The following is a 21,263-nucleotide window of genomic DNA, read 5'->3' as shown; positions in this document are numbered from 1 at the left end:
TGGTCAGGTGTTCAGCTCATCGAACAGCATCCACCAGCGTAGATTCATCAATCTGGCCAATCGAGGTCACCCCGGTCAAGGTCATGGCGACGCGCATTTCCTTGGCGAAGATATCCAGCATATTCTCCACCCCGCGTTGACCATCGGCGGCCAGTGCATAGGCCATGGAACGCCCCAGCAATACGCCTTTTGCACCCAGCGCCAACATCCGCACGACATCAAGTCCCGAGCGGATGCCCGAGTCGACCAGCACCGTCAGATCATTGCCGATGGCTTGCATGATCGGCGGCAAGGCCTTGGTGGTGGAGAGCACGCCGTCCAGCTGTCGCCCACCGTGGTTCGACACGACAATGCCGTCCGCGCCAAAGCTGACTGCGTCTCTGGCATCCTGAGGATCGAGAATGCCTTTGATGATCATCGGGCCTTTCCAGAACTCGCGAATCCACTCCAGATCACTCCAGCTGATCGAAGGGTCGAAGTTGTTGGCCAACCAGCCCATGTAGTCTTCGAGCGTGACGGCTTTGCCAAGGTACTTCGAGATATTGCCCAGGTCGTGTGGACGTCCCATGACGCCGACGTTGAATGCCCAGTCGGGTTTGGTCATGGCCTGAAGCATTCGCCGCGATGATGCAAAAGGGCCTGACATGCCAGAGTGCGCGTCCCGGTATCGGGCACCGGGCGTGGGCATGTCCACGGTAAACACCAGGTTTTTCACACCGGCGGCCTTCGCCCGCTCCAGTGCATTTTTCATGAAGCCTCTGTCCTTCAACACATACAGCTGAAACCAGATGGACTGTTGGCTTTGTGCCGAGACTTCCTCGATCGAACACACCGAAACCGTTGATAGGCAAAGCGGGATGCCTTTGTTCTCCGCCGCTTTAACCGCCTGCACTTCACCACGGCGGGCGAACATGCCCGTCAGTCCTACCGGCGCCAATATGATCGGCATTGAAAGTGGTTGATCGAAGAGGGTGGTTTCAAGGCTCAGGGTTTCGACGTTTTTCAGAATGCGCTGACGCAGGCTGATGCCGGTCAGATCAGCACTGTTGGCCCTCAGCGTGTGCTCTGCATAAGCCCCACCATCAATGTAATCAAACAAAAAACGTGGGAGTTTGCGACGTGCTGCCTCGCGATAGTCGGATGCCGATGAAATGATCATGGTGCCTCGGTCTGGTGAGTGGCGGGGCGATGGTTGCGTCGAGCGTAGAGTCAGATTAACGAAAACGCCCCGCATTGCGGGGCGTTTTTTTGCCTGTGCTGTCAGTTGGTATCCAGCTCTACGTTCTTGGTCTCACGCAAACAGATCATGCCCACCACCAGACTCACCCCGGTAATCAGCACCGGGTACCACAGCCCGTAGAAGATGTCCCCGGTGTACACCACCAAGGCAAACGACACCGTTGGCAGGAAACCGCCGAACCAGCCATTACCGATGTGGTACGGCAGGGACATCGAGGTGTAGCGAATGCGGGTCGGGAACAGTTCGACCATCAGCGCTGCCAGCGGGCCGTAGCACATGGCGGAGATGATGATCAGCGCGACGATCAGCGCCACGATCATCGGTTTGTTGACCAGCTGGGTGTCGGCTTTTGACGGATACCCTGCCAGGGTCACGGCGCCACGCAGGGCCGCTTCATCGTAACCTTCGAGTTTCACTTCACCGACGCTGACCTGCACGGCGCTGCCGGCCGGTGCGGCTTCGCTGTTGTAAGGAAGGCCCTGTTTCACCAGGAAGGTTTTGACCTTGTCGCACGGGCTGTCAAATTTCGCCTTGCCCACCGGGTCGAACTGGAAGGTGCAGGTGGCCGGGTCCGCCAGCACGGTGATCGGTGCCTGACGGCTGGCCTGGTCGATGGCCGGGTTGGCGTAGTGGGCGATGGACTTGAAGATCGGGAAGTAGAGTGCAGTCGCCAGCAACAGGCCGATCATCAGCACCGGTTTGCGCCCGACTTTATCCGACAGCCAGCCGAAGAAAATAAAGAACGGTGCGCCGATGATCACGCTGACGATCAACAGACTGTTGGCCAGCGCCGGGTCCATTTTCAGGAACTGGGTGAGGAAGAACAGCACGTAGAACTGCGCCGCGTAGAAGGTCACGGCTTGCCCGGCGTTGATGCTGAACAGGGCGATCAGGACGACTTTCAGGTTTTCCCATTTACCGAAGGAATCGCGCAGCGGCGACTTGCAGAGCTTGCCTTCTTCTTTCATTTTCACGAACGCCGGCGACTCGTGCAGGCTCATGCGAATCCAGGTCGAGATGCCCAGCAGAATGATCGAGAACAGGAACGGAATCCGCCAGCCCCAGACTTCGAACTGGTCACCGGTGAAGTAGCGGCAACCGAGCACCACCAGCAGCGACAGCAGCAAGCCGAGGGTCGCGGTGGACTGAATCCAGCTGGTGTGGAAGCCGCGTTTTCCCATCGGTGCGTGTTCCGCGACATAGGTCGCAGCGCCGCCGTATTCACCGCCCAGGGCCAGGCCCTGAAGCATGCGCAGCACCACAAGGATGATCGGCGCAGCAATGCCGATACTCGAGTAGGTCGGTAGCAGCCCGACGCAGAAGGTCGCCAGGCCCATGAGGATGATGGTCGCAAGGAACGTGTATTTACGCCCGATCATGTCCCCCAACCGGCCGAACACCAAGGCGCCGAACGGCCGCACGATGAAGCCGGCAGCGAAGGCCATCAGCGCAAAGATGAACGCCGTGGTGTCATTGACCCCGGCGAAAAACTGTTTGCTGATCACCGCCGCGAGGGCGCCATAGAGGAAAAAGTCATACCACTCGAAGACCGTCCCGAGCGACGAGGCGAAGATGACTTTCTGGGTTTCCTTGCTGGTGCCCGCGCTGCGCACGGCTTCCAGGGGCTGAACATGTTCTGACATATCGGTATCCCTCACAGTGATTGTTTTTTTTGTTCCACTGTCGGCGCCGGCCTTATGGGCTGGCGCCGCTATTCCTTTGTTCAAGAGACTGCGGTCAGTGCTTTTTCGTCGGGTGCAAAACTCCTTGTGGGTGTTTCCAGGATCAGTTGTGCCGCTTTTTCGGCAATCATCAGCGTAGGCGAACAGGTGTTGCCCGAGGTGATGCGCGGCATGATCGAGGCGTCGGCGATGCGCAGGCCCGGGATGCCGTGGACTTTGAGTTGCGCATCGACCACGGCGTCCGCGTCATTGCCCATGCGGCAAGTGCCGACCGGATGGAAGATGGTGGTGCCGATGCGGGCGGCGGCTTCGTGCAATTGCTCTTCACTCTGCAAGCTGTCGCCGGGCAAGTACTCGACCGGATTGAATGCTTGCAGGGCCGGTGCGGCGACGATGCGCCGGGTCAGGCGAATGGCATCCGCTGCCACCCGCAAATCCTCTGGATGGCTCAAGTAATTGGGCTGAATCAGCGGCGCTTCCTGCGGATCGGTGGAGCGAATCTCGACGCGACCACGGCTTTGCGGGCGCAGATCGCACACCGACGCCGTGAAGGCGGGGAAGGCATGCAATGGCTCACCGAAACGTTCCAGTGACAGCGGCTGAACGTGGTACTCGAGATTCGCTGATGTCTGCTCCGGTCCCGAGCGGGCGAAGGCTCCGAGTTGGCTCGGCGCCATGGACAGCGGACCGCTGCGGTCATACAGGTAACGCAGGCCCATGCCCATTTTGCCCCACAGGCTGCCGGCGATTTGGTTAAGGGTGCGGGCGTTTTCCAGTTTGTAGATCAGGCGCAGTTGCAGGTGATCCTGCAGATTGCCACCCACGCCGGGCAGTTCATGGGCAACGCCGATTCCCAAGCGTTGCAGCAGCGGGCGAGGGCCGATCCCGGAACGTTGCAGGATGCTCGGTGAGCCGACGGAACCGGCGCACAGCACGATTTCCTTGCGCGCCTTGAAGGTTTTCGCCTGACCCTGCCAACGCGCACTGACCGCTGATGCACGGCCGTTATCCAGCAGCACGCGGTCGACTTCGACATCGGTCAGCACGGTGAGATTGGGGCGGTTGCGGATCGGTTTGAGAAATGCCTTGGAGGCGTTCCAGCGAATCCCGGCCTTCTGATTGACCTGGAAGTAGCCGCAGCCTTCGTTGTCACCCTGGTTGAAGTCATCGATGCTGGCGATGCCGCTTTGCTCGGCGGCGCTGCGGAAGGCATCGAGAATCGGCCATGACAGCCGCTGACGTTCGATCCGCCATTCCCCGGCGGCACCGTGGAATTCCGAGTCGCCGGCAAAATGGTTTTCGCTTTTTTTGAACAATGGCAGGACGTCTTGCCAACTCCAGCCGGGATTGCCATCGGCCGCCCAGCCGTCATAGTCGCCGGCCTGGCCGCGCATGTAGATCATGCCATTGATCGAGGAGCAGCCGCCGAGCACCTTGCCACGCGGATAACTCAGGGCGCGACCTTGCAGGCCGGGTTGCGCTTCGGTCTTGAAGCACCAGTCGGTGCGCGGGTTGCCGATGCAGAACAGGTAACCCACGGGGATGTGAATCCACGCATAGTTATCGCGGCCGCCGGCTTCGAGCAGCAACACCCGATTCTGCGGGTCGGCCGACAACCGATTGGCCAGCAAACAACCGGCCGGGCCGGCACCGACCACGATGTAGTCGTATTCATCCAGGGAAGTCTGCATCCGTGACCTCAACTTGTTGTTCTTGTTGTCGGTCATCCTAGTTGTTAGCTTTCGTCAAAAGAATGTTAGTTTTTGCGCAGCCGCTGTGCGTTTTTAAACAGCCCCACCTCAAGGACGGTTCATGTTTGACTGGAATGACCTGCGGTTTTTTCTCGAGTTGCAGCGCAGCGGGCGTTTGCTCACCGCTGCCCGCCGTTTGAACACCACCCACGCCACCGTGGCCCGGCACATCGAGGCCATCGAAAAGAGCCTCGGTACTGCGCTGTTTGTTCAGCACGCCCAGGGTTATGAGCTGACCCCGGCCGGTGAAGCGTTGCTCAAGCACGCCGAAGCGATGGAAAACGTCGCGTTGCTGGCTCAGGAAGAAATCACTCAGTCGAGTACACCGTTAGGCAAGATCCGCGTCGGCGTGACCGAGGGGTTGGGCATCATGTTCCTCGCCAGCCGCATGAACGGCCTGTTTGAACGCTATCCGGGATTGGAAGTGGAGCTGGTGGCGGTGCCGCGCTTTGTCAGCATTCTCAATCGCGAGGCCGAGATCAGCATCCACCTCGAACGCCCGGCGGCCGACATGCTGGTCACCCGCAAACTGACTGACTATCGATTGGCGCTGTACGCCAGCCAGGAGTATCTCGACCGTTCGCCACCGCTGCGCAGCCGCGAAGACCTCGGTCGCCACGCCTGGATCGGCTACGTCGATGACTTGCTGTTCAGCCAGGAACTGATGTTCCTCAACAGCTTCTGCCGCAATCCGCAGGTGGTCTTTCACAGCACCAGCGTCATCGCCCAGCAACAGGCTGCGCGCTCAGGCCTGGGGATCGCCGTGCTGCCGTGCTACATGGCCAGCGCCGATCCCGGCCTGGTGCCGTTGCTGCCGGATGAGAGTATTCAGCGCAGCTACTGGATCAGCACGCGGCGTGAGCTGCACAAATCCGTGCGGTTGCGGGTGTTGTGGGATTACGTGGTGGGGTTGTGTGAGGCCGAGCAGGCGTTGTTGCTGGGATAAGGTTTGTCGTCCAGTCTATTGGATGACGACAAGGAGCGTTATCCGACACTCCGTCGCGATAAAGGGAGCTTGCAGCATGACCGAAGATACAAAAGTGAAAGGCCCGGCGTCGTACTTCCCGTCAATCGAGAAAAAGTACGGGCAGCCAATCAGTCACTGGCTGGATCTGCTGGGAACAGTGAGCGCAAAGAAGCATATGGAAATGGTGGCGTGGCTGAAGACTGAACACGGTATGGGGCATGGGCATGCGAATGCGTTGGTTGCGCATTATTTAGCGAGCGCTAAAACGTGAGGCACCTGTAAGTGCTCCTACAGGGGGGCGTGTTTCAGGCGAGGATTTCGAATGAGGTGCTGGCCAGGCGCTCTCCATTCACCAGCACGTGCACGGCGTGTTTGCCCACGTAGTGTTTGCGAGTGGTGAGTTCCTTGATCTGCTGGCTACGGGCAATGGCCTCGGCCGCCTTGCCGGGAAGCGTCAGCGCCTTGAGCTTGAACACCTTCGCCGATGTGCTGCCGTTGGCTTTGACGTAATCGATCGCGTAGTCGATCACCAGTCGCTGACTGTCCTGGACCGTGGATTTCACGGCGAAGGACAGGGTGATTTTTTCACCCAGACGAATCACCGCCGGTTGCACCTTCACATCGATGATCTCGACCTCAGGCTTGCCGCCCGCGCCAATGATCGCCAGCGCGCGTTGGTTGCCCTGTTTGATCAGGCTGCGCAGGGCGTGTTTGGCGATCCATGCGGTGTGTTTGTTGTCCCGCGACCAGCCTTCAATCAGGTCCAGCACCCATTCGGGATGATCCTTGGTGATGTCGTTGAGGTGGTTGGCCACGGATTTGCGCACGTAAAGACTGTTGTCGGCCTTGAGGTTGTCGAGGATCACCGCCGCCAATGTTGGGTCAGCCTGGATCTGTTCCAGTCGAAACGACCATGGCAGGCGCGGTCGGCTGCCTTCGCTGGCCAGGCGGCGGACGTGTTCGTTTTCGTCCAGGGACCAATCGTGCATGACCGCCAGTGAGCGTCCGATGTCGCTGCGCAAGAAATAGCGGATTGCGAATTCCGAGGAGCCGAAGGTGGTGAAGTATTTCAGCGCGTCCATGGACTGCTCGAAGGCATGTCCGCCGTAGGTCGCGACGTAATGCGGCAGTGAGATGCTGACGAAGCCGCTGTTCAGCCGCGGAGCGAGGGCGCGCAGTAGCTCGAGCGTCTCTTCGTAACTCAACGGCAGCACCGCGTGCAGGCATTCGCTGACCCGGGCCATGCGCTGCATGATCGACAACTCGGCTAGCCCGTCGTTGGCCAGTTTCAGGAAGGCTCTGGCGTTGAACGCTGGGTAGACGGCGGTCATCTCGGTGGCGATGTGCTTGAGGCGTTCGGCGTTGAAGATTTCTTTCAGGGCGGGGGCGGGTTGGTTGGTGTTGGTCATGGGATTGGTTTGCTCGAATGGTTGTGTGTCAGTTAGATCCATCCCCTCTCCCCACAGGGGAGAGGGGGAAAGGGAGCCGATCTCCATTGCTTTCAAATCCTGAGTTCGACTCGATAATTCAGGTCGCAGTATTTCTAAAGAACTCCCAGATCAGTCCCCTCGCCCCCTTGGGGAGAGGGTTAGGGTGAGGGGCTGGATCTCAAGCCTTACCCAACTCCTGCTCCCCCAACTGATCCGACTCAAACAACCTCGCCAGTTCCACCCGGGCTTCCTGCGCCGTCTGCAATACCTTCGCCGCATCGTCATAAATCGCATGCTGGGCCTCCAGCACCTGCTCGTCGTGATGCTTGAAACGCTTGATTCGCGCATCGGCCTGGGCTTGGGTCAAACCCAGGCCAACCAGGGTGCGCCGGCTCATTTCCAGGCTCGAATAATAGGTTTCCCGAATGGCCTCGGCGCCAAGGTCCACCAACCGGTGCACATGCTGACGGTTACGCGCCCGGGCGATGATTTTGATGTGCGGGTAGAGTTTGTGCACCAACTCGGCGGTCTTGATGTTGGTGTCCGGGTCGTCGGTGGCAATGACAAAGTATTCCGCCTGCTCGACCTTGGCCGCACTGAGGATCTCCGGGCGCATCGGGTCGCCGTAGAACACTGGCACACCGCCGAAGCTGCGCGACAGTTCGATGGTTTCCACCGAGGTGTCGAGGGCGACGAACTTGATGTTTTGCGCGCGCAAAATCCGCGCAACGATCTGCCCCATACGGCCCATGCCAGCGATCACCACGCGTGGCGTGTCGGTATCGATCTCGCGGAATTTCTCCGGCACCACCACCGGTTGAACCCTGGGGCTGACCAGTCGCGCGCACAACAGCAACAGCAGCGGCGTCACCGCCATGGACAACGTGATGGTCAGCACCAGCAAGTCATACAGGCGCGGCTCGAACAGTCCCTGGTCGCGGCCGATCTTGAACACCACAAACGCAAATTCACCACCGGCCGCCAGCACGATGCCGAGGCGAATCGCACTGACCTTGCCCAAGCCACCGGCCAACCGCCCGACGACAAACAGCAGCGGCAATTTGATTGCGATCAGCAACAGGGTCAGCCCCAGCACCGTGATCGGCGCGCTCAGTAGCAGACTCAGATTGGCGCCCATGCCGACGCTGATGAAAAACAGCCCCAGCAGCAATCCCTTGAACGGCTCGATTTGCGATTCCAGTTCGTGACGGTATTCGGAGTCCGCCAGCAGCAACCCGGCGAGGAACGCCCCCAGCGCCATGGACACGCCGACCAGGTCCATCAACCACGCCGTGCCGATCACCACCAGCAACGCAGTGGCGGTCGAGACTTCCGGCAAACCGGTCTTGGCCACCACCCGGAACACTGGGCGCAGCAGATACCGCCCACCGATCACCACCACCGCGATGCTGCCCAGCACGCGCAAGCCGTGATTGAGGCCTTCGCCAGCGCTGCTGCTGTGATCGCCGCCCGCCAGCAACGGCACCATGGCGATCAACGGGATAGCGGCGATGTCCTGGAACAGCAGAATCGCGAATGCCAAACGCCCGTGGGGGCTGGTCAGTTCCTTGCGCTCGGCCAGGCTTTGCAAGCCGAACGCCGTGGACGACAGCGCCAGGCCCAAGCCCAGCACGATCGCGCTGTTCAACGGTTGGCCGAACACGAACAACGCCAGCACACCAATCACCGAGCCCGTCAGCAGCACCTGCGCCAGGCCGACGCCGAACACCGATTTGCGCATCACCCACAAACGTCGCGGCGACAGTTCAAGACCAATGATGAACAGCAGCAACACCACCCCGAGTTCGGAAATGTGGCTGACGCTTTGCGGATTGCCAATCAAGCCCAGCACCGATGGCCCGATGATCACGCCGGCAAACAGATAACCCAGCACCGCCCCCAGTTGCAGGCGCTTGGCCAAGGGAACGGTGAGCACCGCCGCGAACAGAAACACGACAGCGGCTTGCAACAGGTTGCCTTCATGGGGCATGACAAAAACTCCATTAACTCGGTACGGCGGGGGGACAAGGATAAAGGGTGATGCTTGATGCGTCAGCCATGAACATACAGTCCTGTTGACTGACACACCGCCATCGCGAGCAGGCTCGCTCCCACATTTGTTCGTGGCGTGCAGAGATACCGTGTCCACCGAAGATCCATTGTGGGAGTGAGCCTGCTCGCGATGGCGGCCTGAAGGGCGACGAAAATGTAGTTATATGTTGCAATAATTAGTTACATTTATGCGATAAGCTGATCAATCTGTCCCGTTCCCGAGTACGCACCATGGCCATCAACTTCGACCTGAACGACCTGCAAGCCTTTCGTGCCGTGGTGGAGCAGGGCAGCTTTCGCAAGGCGGCCGACGCGGTGCGGATCTCCCAGCCAGCGCTGAGCCGGCGCATCGAAAAGCTCGAAGACGCCCTCGGTGTGAGGTTGTTCGAGCGCACCACACGCAAGGTCAGCCTGACCCAGGCCGGACGCGGTTTTATGCCGAGCGTCGAGCGTCTGCTGGACGACCTGGACGTGGCGTTATTGGGCATCAGCGAAGTCGCCTCGACCCGCCTCGGCCACGTCACTGTCGCCTGCGTGCCTTCAGCGGCTTACTACTTCATGCCGCGAGTGATCGCCCACTACCATCGGCAGTTTCCACGGATCAAGGTCAAGGTCCTCGATTCCAGCGCCCATGAGGTGCTCAGTGCGGTAGTCAACGGCGAGGCGGATTTCGGCCTGAGTTTCATGGGCACCCTGGAGGCGGAAGTAGAGTTCGAGCCGCTGGTACAGGAAGGTTATGTGGTGGCGTGCCGGCGCGATCATCCGTTGGCCGGGCGCAGCAGCGTGACGTGGGATGAGTTTTATCAGCAGGACTATATCTCGCTGGACAAGACGTCCGGCAATCGCTTTCTGCTGGATCAGGCGCTCACGGGCATCGTGCCGCAGCGATCGAGCATCTGCGAAACCCGGCATGTGACGACGATGATTGGTTTGGTCGAAGCGGGGTTGGGCGTGGCAGCGGTGCCGTTGATGGCGATGCCGGCGGCGGATCACCCGATCCTGACACGGGTGCCGCTGACCGATCCGCAGGTGATGCGCAGTGTCGGTTTGATCAAGCGCCGGGGTCGTACCTTGACCCCGGCGGCACTGGAACTGGAACGGCTGGTGGTGGAAATGAAAGTCCAGGTCAGCGACTGACCGAGTCCAGCCCGGTGGCGTTCACCTCCGGCTGAACGGCGGAGGAGGCCAGGTAATCCAGCAATGCCTTGGCTTGCGCCGGGTGTTGCGCCCCCACCGGAATGCCGGCGGCGAAACGCGTCACCGACTGCACTGACTCTGGAATCTTCGCCACAAAACTCACGCCCGGCACTGGCAGCAACTCGCTGACCTGCTGGAAGCCCAGTTGATAGTCACCGGTGGCAACCACTGAGCCCACCGGGATTTTCGCAACCATCGTCGACTTGGGTTTGAGCTGGTCTTCGATGCCCAGTCGTTTGAACAGTTGTTCCTCGATGTACACGCCACTGGCGCTGTCGGAATAGGCCACGGACTTCGCGTCGAGCAAGGTCTTTTTCAGGCCGTCGACAGAGCTGATGTCCGGCTTCGGCGCGCCTTCGCGCACCACCAGACCGATCCGCGAGTCAGCCAGCTCGACCCGTGAGGCGGGATCGACTTTGCCTTGCTTGATCAGGTCATCGAGGGCGTAGCCGACCATGATCACCACATCGGCCTTTTCACCGCGAGCCAGGCGATTGGGGATCGCTTCCGGCGCCTTGCCCATCGAAGGGCCGAGGGCGGTGTCCAGTGTGTTGCCCGTGGAGGCGGCGAATTTCGGGCCGAGGATTTTGTAGGCGGCGGTGAAACCGCCGGAGGTCATCACGCGAATCTCTTCGGCCTGGGCGACGGTGCTCAGAGCCAGACTGGCCAGCAAAGTCAGGGCAGCAAAATTGAATAGTTTCTTCATGGTCATGTGCGCTCAAAGGGTTCAGGACATCGCCGGTTGCAGGCGACCGGTCGAACGGCGATAGAGATACAGCGTCGCGCACAGGGCACAGAGCGCGGCAAAACTCATCCAATAACCGGGCGCAGCCTTGTTGCCGGTGTACTGGATCAGGAAGGTCGACATCGCCGGTGTGAAACCACCGAACACCGCCGTGGCCAGGCTATAAGCCAGGGAGAAACCGGCAACCCGAACTTCCACCGGCATGATTTCCGTCAGCGCGGCAATCATCGCGCCGTTGTACAACCCGTAAATGAACGACAACCACAGCAGCACCAACAGCATGTTGATGAAACTCGGCGCCTGCACCAGATACGTCAGCGCCGGATATGCCGTGGCCAATGTCAGCAGGGCCATGGCGATCAGCACCGGGCGACGGCCGATGCGGTCCGACAGTGCACCGCCAATCGGCAGCCAGAAGAAGTTCGAAACGCCCACCAGCAAGGTCACCAGCAGCGCATCAGATGTACTCAGGTGCAGCACGGTTTTGCCGAAGGTCGGTGCGTACACGGTGATCAGGTAAAACGCAGTGGTGGTCAGGGCGACCATCATCATTCCGGCGAACACGATCACCCCGTTCTGCGCCAACGTGCGGAACACATCGCCCATGCTCGGGCGGTGTTTACGGGCGGCGAACGCTTCGGTTTCCTCAAGGTTGCGGCGCAGGAAAAAAATGAACGGCACGATCATGCAACCGACGAAAAACGGAATCCGCCAGCCCCAGTCGGCAATCATCGCCGGCGCCATCCATTGGTTCAGGCCATAGCCCAACGCCGCCGCGACAATGATCGCCACTTGCTGGCTGGCCGACTGCCAACTGGTGAAGAAGCCTTTGTTGCCGGGCGTGGCGATCTCCGAGAGATACACCGAGACGCCACCCATTTCTGCGCCGGCCGAGAAGCCTTGCAGCAAACGGCCGATCAACACGATGGCCGGGGCGAACAGCCCGATGGTTTCGTAACCGGGCACCAGCACAATCAAAATCGTGCCGCTGGCCATGATCGACAGGGTGACGATCAACCCTTTGCGCCGACCCACATCATCGATGTAAGCACCCAGCACCACGGCGCCCAACGGTCGCATCAGAAAGCCGGCGCCGAACACCGCGAAGGTCATCATCAGCGAGGCGAACTCGCTGCTGGCCGGGAAGAACACGGCAGCGATCTGCGTGGCGTAAAAGCCGAAAAGGAAGAAGTCGAATTGTTCGAGGAAGTTGCCCGAGGTGACCCGGAAAATCGCACTGGCCCGGGAGCGACCAGAATGGATTGATGCTGTCATTGACGTGTACTCCACCGCTTTTATGACGTGCACCGCCTGGACGCGGCGCACGGTTCTTATTGGGGCGGATAGTGGAGCAGGGTGATCGATATGTTAATTGCATTGTTGGCATGCATTAATGCGTGAAACGGATCAATGCATTCGCAGGCTGCGTCGTTACAGACTGGCCTGGATATGAGCAAACGCCCGCGCCACATAGTCTTCTTTCTCGCCGACCGGGGCGAAATAATGCAGCACTTCCCGCGCCGTCTCGGTGCCTTTGAAGCGGGCCAGCAACCACGCCGAAAGGTACTGCGCCGACAAACAGCCGCCGGCGGTGGCGATGTTGCCATTGGCGTAGAACGCCTGATTAACGATGTTGACCCCCGCTGCCTGCACCCACGGTTTGCTGGTGGTGTCGGTGCAGGCGGGTGCCTGACCGAGCAAGCCGAGTTTGGCCAACAGGAAGGTGCCGGAACATTGGGCCGCCAGCAGTTGCCGCGCTGGATCAAGGCGTAACTGCGTCATGATCGCCGGATCGCTGGCCACTTCGCGGGTCTTCCGGCCACTGCCTACCAGCACTGCATCCGCCTGACAGGCCTCGACCAGGTCGACGTGGGCATCGATGGTCAAACCATTCATGGACGTGACCCGCGGCGTTGGCGAAGCAATGCTCACGCGCCAGTCCTTGTCGCCGAGCAGGGAAACCCGGCTGAGCATGCCGAAGGCGATCAGGGAATCCAGTTCGTTGAAACCGTCAAAGGTCAGAATGGCGATGTGCATGGCGAATTCCGATGGTTTTTTTCGCAGCCTACGCTGACGCTGCGCCAAGTCCCCCGTACAGTTCGGCACAGAATCATCGCAACAGTAATGAATGATTTATCGCGAGCGCAGTCGGAGTTCGGGTACCACGACATCACTGGAGGATCACCCCATGAACAGCAAAACCCTCATCGCCGCCCTTGCCTTGGCTGCAGGCGTTGCCGGTATCAGCCCGATCGTTCAGGCGGATGACCCAGCGCAAAAAACCGTTCAGCCTGGGGTCAACAACACCCGGGAGTTAGTGGTCGGCGACCGCGCCCCGGACGTTTACCAGCGCAGCGAAAAAGCCTTGAGCAACTGGAAGCAGAAAGGCCTGAAAGCCCCGAAGGGGCAGGCGCAATGGGTGCAGATCAACGACAAGTACATGATGGTGATGATTACTAACGGGACGATTATCGAAATCACACCGGTGGAGCGTTAGGCCGCAAGCAACATTCACCTTCAATGGTGTTCCTTTTGGTCAGCGCAAGCACTGAACGGGTCATTCGACCCGGCTAGGGCTCAAAATTTGTTCACCCAACCGATACTGATTATTCCCACTGCGCTTCGCCTCATACATCGCCAGATCCGCAATATGAATCAACCGGTCCATGCTCGGCGCATGGTCCGGGAACACCGCGACCCCCAGGCTGGTGCCGATGTGGCGTTGATCATTACCGATGGTCACCGGTGGCGACAGTTCGACGAAGATTTTCTGGCAGATGCTGCGGGCTTCGTCTTGCAGGCTGTTGCCCTGGGGCAGGCCTTGAAGGATGACCACAAATTCGTCGCCACCGATCCGGGCGACGGTATCGGTTGAACGCAGGATTTTTTTCAGTCGGGTGGCGGTGGTGATCAGTACCCGGTCGCCGGCGGCATGGCCGTAATGGTCGTTGATTGCCTTGAAACCGTTGAGGTCGACAAACACCAGCGCAACCCTCGTGGCGCTGATGCGCGCCTGTTCCAGCGCCTCGGACAGACGCTCCTCGAGCACCAGGCGATTGGGCAGACCGGTCAGCGGGTCGAAGTGAGCCAGGTGTTGCAGGTAGCTGGCGGAGGCTTTTTCCTCGGTGATATCGCGCACCACGCCCATCATCTTGATCGTTGCATCGTGGTCGTTCTTGACCACATTGCCGGTTTCCCGAAGCCAGCGGATCGTGCCGTCGGGCCAGACCACCCGGTACTCCTCGTCATGGTTGTCGCCGGTTTCCAGGCAGCGTAATTCCCCGGCCCGGACCCTGGCCCGATCGTCGGGGTGAACACATGAGCAAAATAGGGCATAGGAGGGCGTTACTTCGTCGATCTTGAAGCCAAACATGCCGTAGATCGCGTCCGACCAGTAGAGCTTGTCGGTGTCGACATCCCAGTCCCACGTGCCGATGCGGGCGAAATACTGGCTACGCTTGAAGCGTTCGGCGTCGCCGTCCTGGCGGATGTTTTGTCCGTCAGTCAGGTTGGTGATCAGCAGGCGATACTCGGCCAGCTGCTTTTGCAGCGAGCGCTCGCGACAGATCAACGCGACGATCAGGGCAAGCATCACTGAGCTGATGATTGCGCTGGTCCAGACGAAATTCATTCAGGGGTTGCCATCATGGCGTGTTGATCCGTGGGGTTAGGTGTTGCTTATCTTAGTTCACGGTTAATGCCAGAAACAGGTCGAATCGGTTGCCAATTGGGCGCATTTCTGGGAAAACGGCGCCCATAACGCCTTTCGGGTAAACGAACACACGAGTGCATGCAATGAATGACGAGCTTCAGGTAATCGATCTTCAGGTGGGCGACGGCAAAGCCGCCGTCAAAGGCGCGCTGATCACCACGCAGTACCGTGGCTGGCTGGAAGACGGCACTGAATTCGATTCTTCCTACAGCCGTGGCAAGCCTTTTCAGTGCGTGATCGGCACTGGGAGGGTGATCAAGGGTTGGGATCTGGGGATTATGGGGATGCAGGTTGGTGGCAAGCGCAAGCTGTTGGTGCCGGCGCATCTAGGCTATGGCGGGCGTTCGATGGGGGCGATCACGCCGAACTCGAACCTGATTTTCGAGATTGAATTGCTGGAAGTGCTGACTCGCGATGATTGATTGGTGTATGAGCTGAAATAACAAGAACCGCACTATCTGCACACAGAAAGGGCGGTTTTTTTGGAACATTGATCAAGCCACCTTGCCACTATTTTTTCGCCAGCGCCTTCTATCTGATGATTCGGGTGAATGCGTCAATGTCGTCAAGGGTATCCGTCACAACTCCTTCCAAGGAGGGGAACTTGTACTTCGCGCTTTCGAGTGCCGGGAGCACCACTTTCGTATCCAGATCGCCATGCCTGCGGGCTATATGACCAAGAGCAGTGATGGCGGATGCTCCAATCGACTCGGCCTCACTTGCGAGGTACTTGAGGCAGGTGTTCTGAGCCCAGGTTCCGTCCTGCTCATTCAGGCCGATGGAAACCAATGCGGCAATAACGTTCATTTCTACATCGCTAGCAAGGAGCCTCGTCGCTTCCTCGTGGCTCATGGATGGATCCTGGTAGAGAAGGCTCACTTTTTTACTCCTGGAGTGTTGCCCTTGTTATCGACTTTTAACTTAGGGTTGCATCCTTTGGCTGTAGGACGGGTCTGAAACTCGTCCTGTTGTTACAAATGCATGCGTTTCTTTCAAGAGAAGTGAATTGCTGCAAGTACTGCCCCGCGATGATTAACCGCTAGGTGCGAAATTGCACTCCACTTGACCACCCGCTTGCATTCGACCTGACCAGTCGATTGCATTTGTTCTGACCACCGATTGCATCGGATTTGACCAGCCACGCTTTATAACCCTGATCGGCAGAGAACGGCCGATTCTGTTGAAAAAGTCGGACTTTCAGATCGCCTGAACTCAGGCGCGACCACCACCGGAGAACCTACTCACCACATTGAGTGGCTTCTCGGCCCTTCGTTGACCTTTGCTGCTCTGTTAGTGGGTTAGTTTGAGGTTTTTTGCTTGGTGCAGGCGCACCTATCCCGTGACTGGTGGCCCTTGAGATGAAAATTTGGCCAGCCGTCGCAGGTTCTGCACCGCAGCGGCCAGCGTGAATTCATCCGTCGCGCCACTCATGCCACGTAGCCGCAGGCGATCCAATTTCAGGATGCGCTTGAGGTGGGCAAACAACATTTCGACCTTTTTACGTTCGTGGCGAGAGCGCTGATATGCCGGCGTTGCTGCAATGCGCCGAGCCACATCGCGCGCGGCTTCATGGACGCTGCGGGCGATCTTGCGGAACGCAGTGTTCGGGCAGCACTTGGCTTTCATCGGACAGGCAACGCAGTCGGTCTGCCTGGATCGGAAGATGATGGTGTTGGCTTTGGTGACGTGTGAACGCTCATTTTTGAAGGCTCGCCATTCGCTGCGCAATGGATTGCCGGCCGGGCAGCGGTATTCCTCAGCCTCTTCATTCCAGTGGAAATCGTTGCTCGAAAAACTGTCGTTCTTGCGCTCGGTTTTGTCCCACACCGGCACATGCGGCTCGATGTCTTTTTCCTCCACCATCCAGGCCAGCATCGGCGCGGTACCGTAAGCGGTGTCGCCAATGAGGCGCTCTGGCTTGATGTCGAACTGCGCTTCGACCCGATCGATCATCGTCTTGGTGCTCTCGACTTCTGCGGTTCGATGAGCCGGTGTGGGTTCCACATCCATGATCACGCCGTGCTCGGTATCGATCAGATAATTCGTGGAGTAAGCGTAGAAAGCTGGGCCGCCTGGAGCAGCGGTCCAGCGGGCTTGAGGATCCGTCAGCGACAGGCGCTTCGGTAGCGTTTCGGCCAAAGCCTCTTCATCGAGGCCTTCAAGGTACTCACGCACGGCGCGGGAGCTCAGGGCCGGATCGCTCCAGTTGACCGGTTCATCACTCGGTACGCCGCGCTGCCGACTCGCATCCGCTTTGATGATGCTGGCGTCCACGGCAAAGCCTTCGCCCTTGACCAGGCCGGCGTCCATGCAGCGACGCAACACTTCATTGAACAACCAGCGAAACAGATCGCTGTCCCGAAAACGGCCATGTCGATTTTTCGAAAACGTCGAGTGGTTGGGGACTTCATCTTCAAGGCTCAACCGGCAGAACCAGCGATACGCCAGGTTCAAATGGGCCTCTTCGCACAACCGCCGCTCTGAGCGAATGCCGTAGCAATAGCCCACGATCAGCATGCGGATCATCAGTTCAGGATCAATCGACGGACGCCCGATCGGGCTATAAAAATCGGCGAGGTAATGGCGCAGGTCGCTCAGATCGAGACACCGATCAATGCTGCGCAGGAGGTGATTGGCGGGAATGTGATCTTCAAGGTTGAACGAGTAAAACAGCCGCTCCTGCCCACTCGATAACTGTCCCATCATGCTGTGTAATCCCCCGCAGGCCGTTGAAGCAATTTTGCCGCAAGCCCGACAGGGGAGCTACTTTTTCAACAGAATCGGCCATTACCAGTCAGTCGCTTTACCGTTTGTTACGACGGGTCAACACAGGCTCCAGACATACAGTTTTTGGAACTGCCTCCTGCAAAGCAGCCACTGAGATTTTGAGCTTGAAAGCCTGCTATATGGCGTGTCGCGCCCAACAATCATGGTGTCGGATGGATAGGTGACGAGGAATTCAGCCGGCCTCGTTGAAGCTCCGATTAAATTCAACCACGTCATCATGCGAAGGTTTTTTCGCGAAGAGTGCTGGGAGTTGCGTATTGAACGCCTCTCGCTTCTGCGCTGCGGCTCCCTTGACTGCGGCATTCAGCGCCGGGCGCATCTCTTCAGCGGTGTAATCGCAGCAGTACGCTGGCGTACAGGGTTGTTGACGCCATGACTCCTGCAGGCTGCCACTGTCGACCGGGTCGAATCCAACTTCATCGACAAGCTGCATCACGAGACGCTTATGATTTGCATCGTCACCAGCAACGGCGACAGCCAGACGGCCGTGCGCGCCTTTTGGCTTATCGAGATTCTCCAGCGAATAAGCCAGAATGTTGTTGAATGCCTTGATCACCGGTCGGCCAAGTTGCTCGCTAACCCACACGCTCTCCGTTTGACCATTTTCCAACGCGGCGATGTGCTCGTCTCTCAGACCTGGGTAGTAGTTACTGGTGTCTACCACTGGAACCGAGGAGGGGAGCGCGGCCAACAGGTTCTTTGGGAGCGTCGCCATGGCCGGTTGGGGGATCGAAATAATCACAGCATCGGCGCTGTCGAAGACATCTTTCAAGTCACAAGGAACGGCACCTGCTTCCTTGGCAACGGTGCTCACCGCATTTTTCCCCCGAGAGTTGGCCACTTTGACCTCGTGGCCAGCAGTCACTAATCGGCGGGCAAGGGTTCCGCCGATAGATCCGATACCAACGATTGCGATTTTCATAATGCCTCCAAGGATTCAAAGTCCGGATACGTTAGTATCAGCACTGCAATATCCGCAAGAACCGACGTTTTAGTCTGTAACCCACCAAAAGGTAAGTATCGATGGAGCGCGAGTGGGAATGTGGGAACCCTTTACGACGGCAGGCCTGGTCAGCCGCTATAAACGCTACGCTTCGCGTTTTGGAGGGCAAATGGAAAATTGTGATCATCAATGAGCTGATGGCCGCTAAAGGCCGGCCGCTTCGGTTCTCCGAACTGGAAAAGCTTATTCCCGATGTCACGCAGAAGATGCTCATTCAGCAGTTGAAAGGGCTCCAGCAAGACGACATCGTTCAGCGCACCGTATACCCAGAGGTACCTCCGCGAGTGGAGTACGCGCTGACAACGCTGGGTCATGCACTCGGCCCGGCTATGACAGCTCTAATCGACTGGGCTGAGCTTCGTCATCAGCACGAAGCGAAAGGTATGGAACTACTTAGCGATAGCGACGATCGACTTGTGGAACGCTAATCTGCACTGTTCGATTACTCAAATGTCAGCCCGTTTCCAATCCGATCAGCTATGGTTTCCGAATGTTCGATTTGTGACTATATACACTGTCGGTCACAATTTGTAAGTCCTCGATAGGGTGAGTAAGCTATTCCCATGAATCAGCCATCAATATCTTCCCCCAGCCCCCGTGGCCCAATCGATCATGACATTCGCGATCAGATTGTCGCGGCGGCCAACGAACACTTCAGTCAATACGGCTACAGCAAAACCACGGTTTCCGACCTGGCCAAGGCCATCGGGTTTTCCAAGGCCTACATCTACAAATTTTTTGATTCCAAGCAGGCGATCGGTGAAGCCATCTGCGCAAATTGTCTGGGAGAAATAGTCGTAGCTGTGGAGCAGGCTATCAATGTAGAGGACCTGTCGCCGACGGAGCGCTTTCGACGTCTGGTCAAAACGGTGATCGCCACAGGTGTGAATCTGTTCTTTAACGACCGAAAACTCTATGACATTGCAGCATTCGCGGCGTCGGAAAGTTGGCCCAGTACGCAGGCTTATGACGCACAGATCAAACGCTTCGTGTTGCAAATCGTGCGAGAGGGGCGAGAGATTGGCGAATTTGAACGCAAGACTCCGCTGGACGAGACAGTAGAAGCGATACATCTCGCGCTGCGGCCATTCGTCAACCCATTGCTGCTGCAGTACAACCTCGATTTCGTCGAGGTAGCGCCCACGCTCACCTCCAATCTCATCTTGCGCAGCCTCATGCCTTGACCTTCGTCTGAAGGTTTACGGCATATCCGGTCAAGCGACAGATCACCAAACGGCTTTTCACTTTGCCCTTCTTCTATCCGTCGAAGGGCATTTTATTTATGTGCTTAGTGACTATTAACTGAATTGGTCACATGAACAAATATAGGATCGTCGCTTCGACTGTTTCATCTCAGTGATACCCATAGAGTTCAAACAATGAAAACAATATTGCTCAAGAGCCCATTTGGCTTTGCTGTCGTGCTCGCATCCTCAAACGTTTTTGCAAGCGGCTTCGCTCTCAATGAACAAAGCATCAGCGGGATGGGATCCGGGTTTGCAGGTCGCTCCTCCTCCGCTGAAGATGCGAGCACGGTCTTCGGTAATCCCGCGGGCATGTCGCGCTTGAAAAGAGAGCAGGTGAGCGTGGGGGCGGCGACTCTTTTCGCCAAGTCCGACATCAGCCACACCCGCAGTACATTCGGCGGCCAGGAAGACGGCGACATGGTACCAACCACCACCGTGCCTATGGGTTACTACGTCAAGCCCATCGATGAGCATTGGGCGTTCGGTGTAGGTTTTTATGTACCTTTCGGTCTGATGACTGACTATGGCAGCGGTTTCGCCGGGCGTTACTACGCCAATAAAAGCGAGGTCACGACCCTTACGTTCCAGCCCACCATCAGCTATGCCTTCAACGACAAAGTTTCGATCGGGTTCGGTCCGACCATCAACCGTATCAGCGGTGAGCTGTCGGGGATGGTGCCCAATCCACTTAGCCCTGGTCGCAATGACGGAAAACTCAAAAGCACGGGTGACGACACTGCCCTTGGTTTCAACGCCGGTATCCTGGTGCAGGCTACAGACCGAACCCGTTTGGGTATGACCTACCATTCCATGGTCAGTTATCAATTGGATGCCAAGACCAAGGTCACTGACGGCATCTTCAGCGTGTTGGGGGTCAGCGGCCGCAGCTATGACGCTTCGCTGGATGTGGATACCCCGGAGTCAGTGGATTTCTCGGTGACTCATCAGCTCAGTAACGACTGGACCCTCTACTTGGGGAGCACCTGGACTCGCTGGAGTCGCTTCAAAGAGTTAACCATCGAGAACACAGGTTTACCCCCTGCGTTGAGCGGCGCGCTGGGCACCATTACCGAAGAACAGAATTGGCACGATACGTGGGCTCACGCTATCGGCACGGCGTACAAACTGAATGACGAGTGGGTGCTTCGCGCAGGCTTTTCGGTCGATCAGTCACCGACCAATAACACCAATCGTGGACCGCGCATTCCTACGGGCGACAGGAAGGTCATCAGCTTCGGTGCTGGCTGGACTCCGGCGGACAATGTCACGATCGATTTTGCTTACTCCTACCTGTGGGAGGAGAGCGTGCAGGTCAACGACACCTCGCCGACCAGAGGTGCATACAGTGCCAAATATAAGAACAGTGCGAGCGGGCTCGGTACTTCTGTGAGTTACCGTTTCTAGTTGAGTGCTGTTACACGATAGATGTCCGGTCGGGAGAACGCTTTAC

General features: G+C 58.2%; 20 protein-coding genes. 8 read left to right on the top strand and 12 right to left on the bottom strand.

What is annotated here, in order from left to right:
* Positions 1-16: 16 nt before the first annotated feature.
* The 3 genes from lldD to ACYZTZ_RS14485 form a co-directional block, all read right to left on the bottom strand.
* Positions 17-1,159: an FMN-dependent L-lactate dehydrogenase LldD gene (gene lldD, locus ACYZTZ_RS14495; RefSeq protein ID WP_461960160.1), complete on the bottom strand. Its 1,143-nt coding sequence runs from the start codon at positions 1,157-1,159 to the stop codon at positions 17-19.
* Positions 1,160-1,260: 101 nt separating this feature from the next.
* A complete protein-coding gene (locus tag ACYZTZ_RS14490) occupies positions 1,261-2,883 on the bottom strand; it encodes an MFS transporter (RefSeq protein WP_461998697.1) in 1,623 nt (540 codons plus the stop codon).
* 80 nt (positions 2,884-2,963) lie between these two features.
* Positions 2,964-4,613: a GMC family oxidoreductase gene (locus ACYZTZ_RS14485; protein WP_461998696.1), complete on the bottom strand. Its 1,650-nt coding sequence runs from the start codon at positions 4,611-4,613 to the stop codon at positions 2,964-2,966.
* A 121-nt stretch (positions 4,614-4,734) separates the two neighbouring features.
* Here ACYZTZ_RS14485 and ACYZTZ_RS14480 point away from each other — a divergent pair, with 121 nt between their 5' ends.
* Both ACYZTZ_RS14480 and ACYZTZ_RS14475 read left to right on the top strand, forming a co-directional pair.
* Complete coding sequence (locus ACYZTZ_RS14480; RefSeq protein ID WP_461998695.1) at positions 4,735-5,619, top strand: LysR family transcriptional regulator; 885 nt, start codon at positions 4,735-4,737, stop codon at positions 5,617-5,619.
* A gap of 76 nt (positions 5,620-5,695) precedes the next feature.
* Positions 5,696-5,911 (top strand): DUF4287 domain-containing protein, encoded by a 216-nt coding sequence (locus tag ACYZTZ_RS14475; RefSeq protein ID WP_056741696.1) that lies wholly within the window; start codon positions 5,696-5,698, stop codon positions 5,909-5,911.
* 34 nt (positions 5,912-5,945) lie between these two features.
* Here ACYZTZ_RS14475 and ACYZTZ_RS14470 read toward each other — a convergent pair whose 3' ends face one another.
* Both ACYZTZ_RS14470 and ACYZTZ_RS14465 read right to left on the bottom strand, forming a co-directional pair.
* The gene (locus ACYZTZ_RS14470) at positions 5,946-7,049 is read right to left on the bottom strand and encodes a DNA alkylation repair protein (RefSeq protein ID WP_462000676.1); all 1,104 of its coding nucleotides are present in this window, start codon (positions 7,047-7,049) and stop codon (positions 5,946-5,948) included.
* Positions 7,050-7,248: 199 nt separating this feature from the next.
* Positions 7,249-9,060 (bottom strand): monovalent cation:proton antiporter-2 (CPA2) family protein, encoded by a 1,812-nt coding sequence (locus ACYZTZ_RS14465; protein ID WP_461998694.1) that lies wholly within the window; start codon positions 9,058-9,060, stop codon positions 7,249-7,251.
* Positions 9,061-9,353: 293 nt separating this feature from the next.
* Between ACYZTZ_RS14465 and ACYZTZ_RS14460 the strand changes: the two genes are divergently transcribed.
* Positions 9,354-10,259: a LysR family transcriptional regulator gene (locus ACYZTZ_RS14460; RefSeq protein ID WP_056741699.1), complete on the top strand. Its 906-nt coding sequence runs from the start codon at positions 9,354-9,356 to the stop codon at positions 10,257-10,259.
* Here the strand turns inward: ACYZTZ_RS14460 and ACYZTZ_RS14455 are convergent.
* From ACYZTZ_RS14455 to ACYZTZ_RS14445, 3 genes are all read right to left on the bottom strand, one after another.
* The gene (locus tag ACYZTZ_RS14455) at positions 10,249-11,025 is read right to left on the bottom strand and encodes a substrate-binding domain-containing protein (RefSeq protein ID WP_461998693.1); all 777 of its coding nucleotides are present in this window, start codon (positions 11,023-11,025) and stop codon (positions 10,249-10,251) included. The two genes, ACYZTZ_RS14460 and ACYZTZ_RS14455, sit on opposite strands and share 11 nt — an antisense overlap.
* 21 nt (positions 11,026-11,046) lie before the next feature.
* Entirely contained in the window at positions 11,047-12,339 is a 1,293-nt protein-coding gene (tcuC, locus tag ACYZTZ_RS14450) for a tricarballylate/proton symporter TcuC (protein ID WP_461998692.1), read from the bottom strand.
* 156 nt (positions 12,340-12,495) lie between these two features.
* Positions 12,496-13,101 carry a DJ-1/PfpI family protein gene (locus tag ACYZTZ_RS14445; RefSeq protein WP_461998691.1) on the bottom strand — a complete coding sequence of 202 codons (606 nt, stop codon included), beginning with the start codon at positions 13,099-13,101 and terminating at the stop codon, positions 12,496-12,498.
* A 151-nt stretch (positions 13,102-13,252) separates the two neighbouring features.
* Here ACYZTZ_RS14445 and ACYZTZ_RS14440 point away from each other — a divergent pair, with 151 nt between their 5' ends.
* Positions 13,253-13,561, top strand: a complete 309-nt coding sequence (locus ACYZTZ_RS14440; RefSeq protein ID WP_461998690.1) for an RcnB family protein — start codon at positions 13,253-13,255, stop codon at positions 13,559-13,561.
* A gap of 60 nt (positions 13,562-13,621) precedes the next feature.
* Here the strand turns inward: ACYZTZ_RS14440 and ACYZTZ_RS14435 are convergent, their stop codons facing one another.
* On the bottom strand, positions 13,622-14,695 hold the full coding sequence (locus ACYZTZ_RS14435) for a diguanylate cyclase domain-containing protein (RefSeq protein ID WP_461998689.1): 1,074 nt from the start codon (positions 14,693-14,695) through the stop codon (positions 13,622-13,624).
* Between the two features lie 164 nt (positions 14,696-14,859).
* Between ACYZTZ_RS14435 and ACYZTZ_RS14430 the strand changes: the two genes are divergently transcribed.
* Positions 14,860-15,198: an FKBP-type peptidyl-prolyl cis-trans isomerase gene (locus ACYZTZ_RS14430; protein WP_461998688.1), complete on the top strand. Its 339-nt coding sequence runs from the start codon at positions 14,860-14,862 to the stop codon at positions 15,196-15,198.
* 109 nt (positions 15,199-15,307) lie between these two features.
* On the opposite strand, the gene ACYZTZ_RS14425 is transcribed toward ACYZTZ_RS14430, so the two are convergent.
* The 3 genes from ACYZTZ_RS14425 to ACYZTZ_RS14415 form a co-directional block, all read right to left on the bottom strand.
* On the bottom strand, positions 15,308-15,655 hold the full coding sequence (locus ACYZTZ_RS14425; protein ID WP_461998687.1) for a hypothetical protein: 348 nt from the start codon (positions 15,653-15,655) through the stop codon (positions 15,308-15,310).
* Between the two features lie 453 nt (positions 15,656-16,108).
* Entirely contained in the window at positions 16,109-17,482 is a 1,374-nt protein-coding gene (locus ACYZTZ_RS14420) for an IS1182 family transposase (protein ID WP_461998686.1), read from the bottom strand.
* A gap of 253 nt (positions 17,483-17,735) precedes the next feature.
* Positions 17,736-18,485, bottom strand: coding sequence for an NADPH-dependent F420 reductase (locus ACYZTZ_RS14415; RefSeq protein WP_461998685.1), 750 nt, complete (start codon positions 18,483-18,485; stop codon positions 17,736-17,738).
* 101 nt (positions 18,486-18,586) lie between these two features.
* Here ACYZTZ_RS14415 and ACYZTZ_RS14410 point away from each other — a divergent pair, with 101 nt between their 5' ends.
* The 3 genes from ACYZTZ_RS14410 (at position 18,587) to ACYZTZ_RS14400 (ending at position 21,217) form a co-directional block, all read left to right on the top strand.
* A complete protein-coding gene (locus ACYZTZ_RS14410; RefSeq protein ID WP_461998684.1) occupies positions 18,587-18,994 on the top strand; it encodes a winged helix-turn-helix transcriptional regulator in 408 nt (135 codons plus the stop codon).
* A gap of 135 nt (positions 18,995-19,129) precedes the next feature.
* On the top strand, positions 19,130-19,750 hold the full coding sequence (locus tag ACYZTZ_RS14405) for a TetR/AcrR family transcriptional regulator (RefSeq protein ID WP_461998683.1): 621 nt from the start codon (positions 19,130-19,132) through the stop codon (positions 19,748-19,750).
* A gap of 195 nt (positions 19,751-19,945) precedes the next feature.
* Complete coding sequence (locus ACYZTZ_RS14400) at positions 19,946-21,217, top strand: OmpP1/FadL family transporter (protein WP_461998682.1); 1,272 nt, start codon at positions 19,946-19,948, stop codon at positions 21,215-21,217.
* Positions 21,218-21,263 lie beyond the last annotated feature (46 nt).

The sequence above is a fragment of the Pseudomonas sp. LB3P58 genome, from assembly GCF_054897895.1.
The sequence above is the reverse complement of the archived record's forward strand: the minus strand, read 5'-3'. Positions and strand labels throughout refer to the sequence as shown.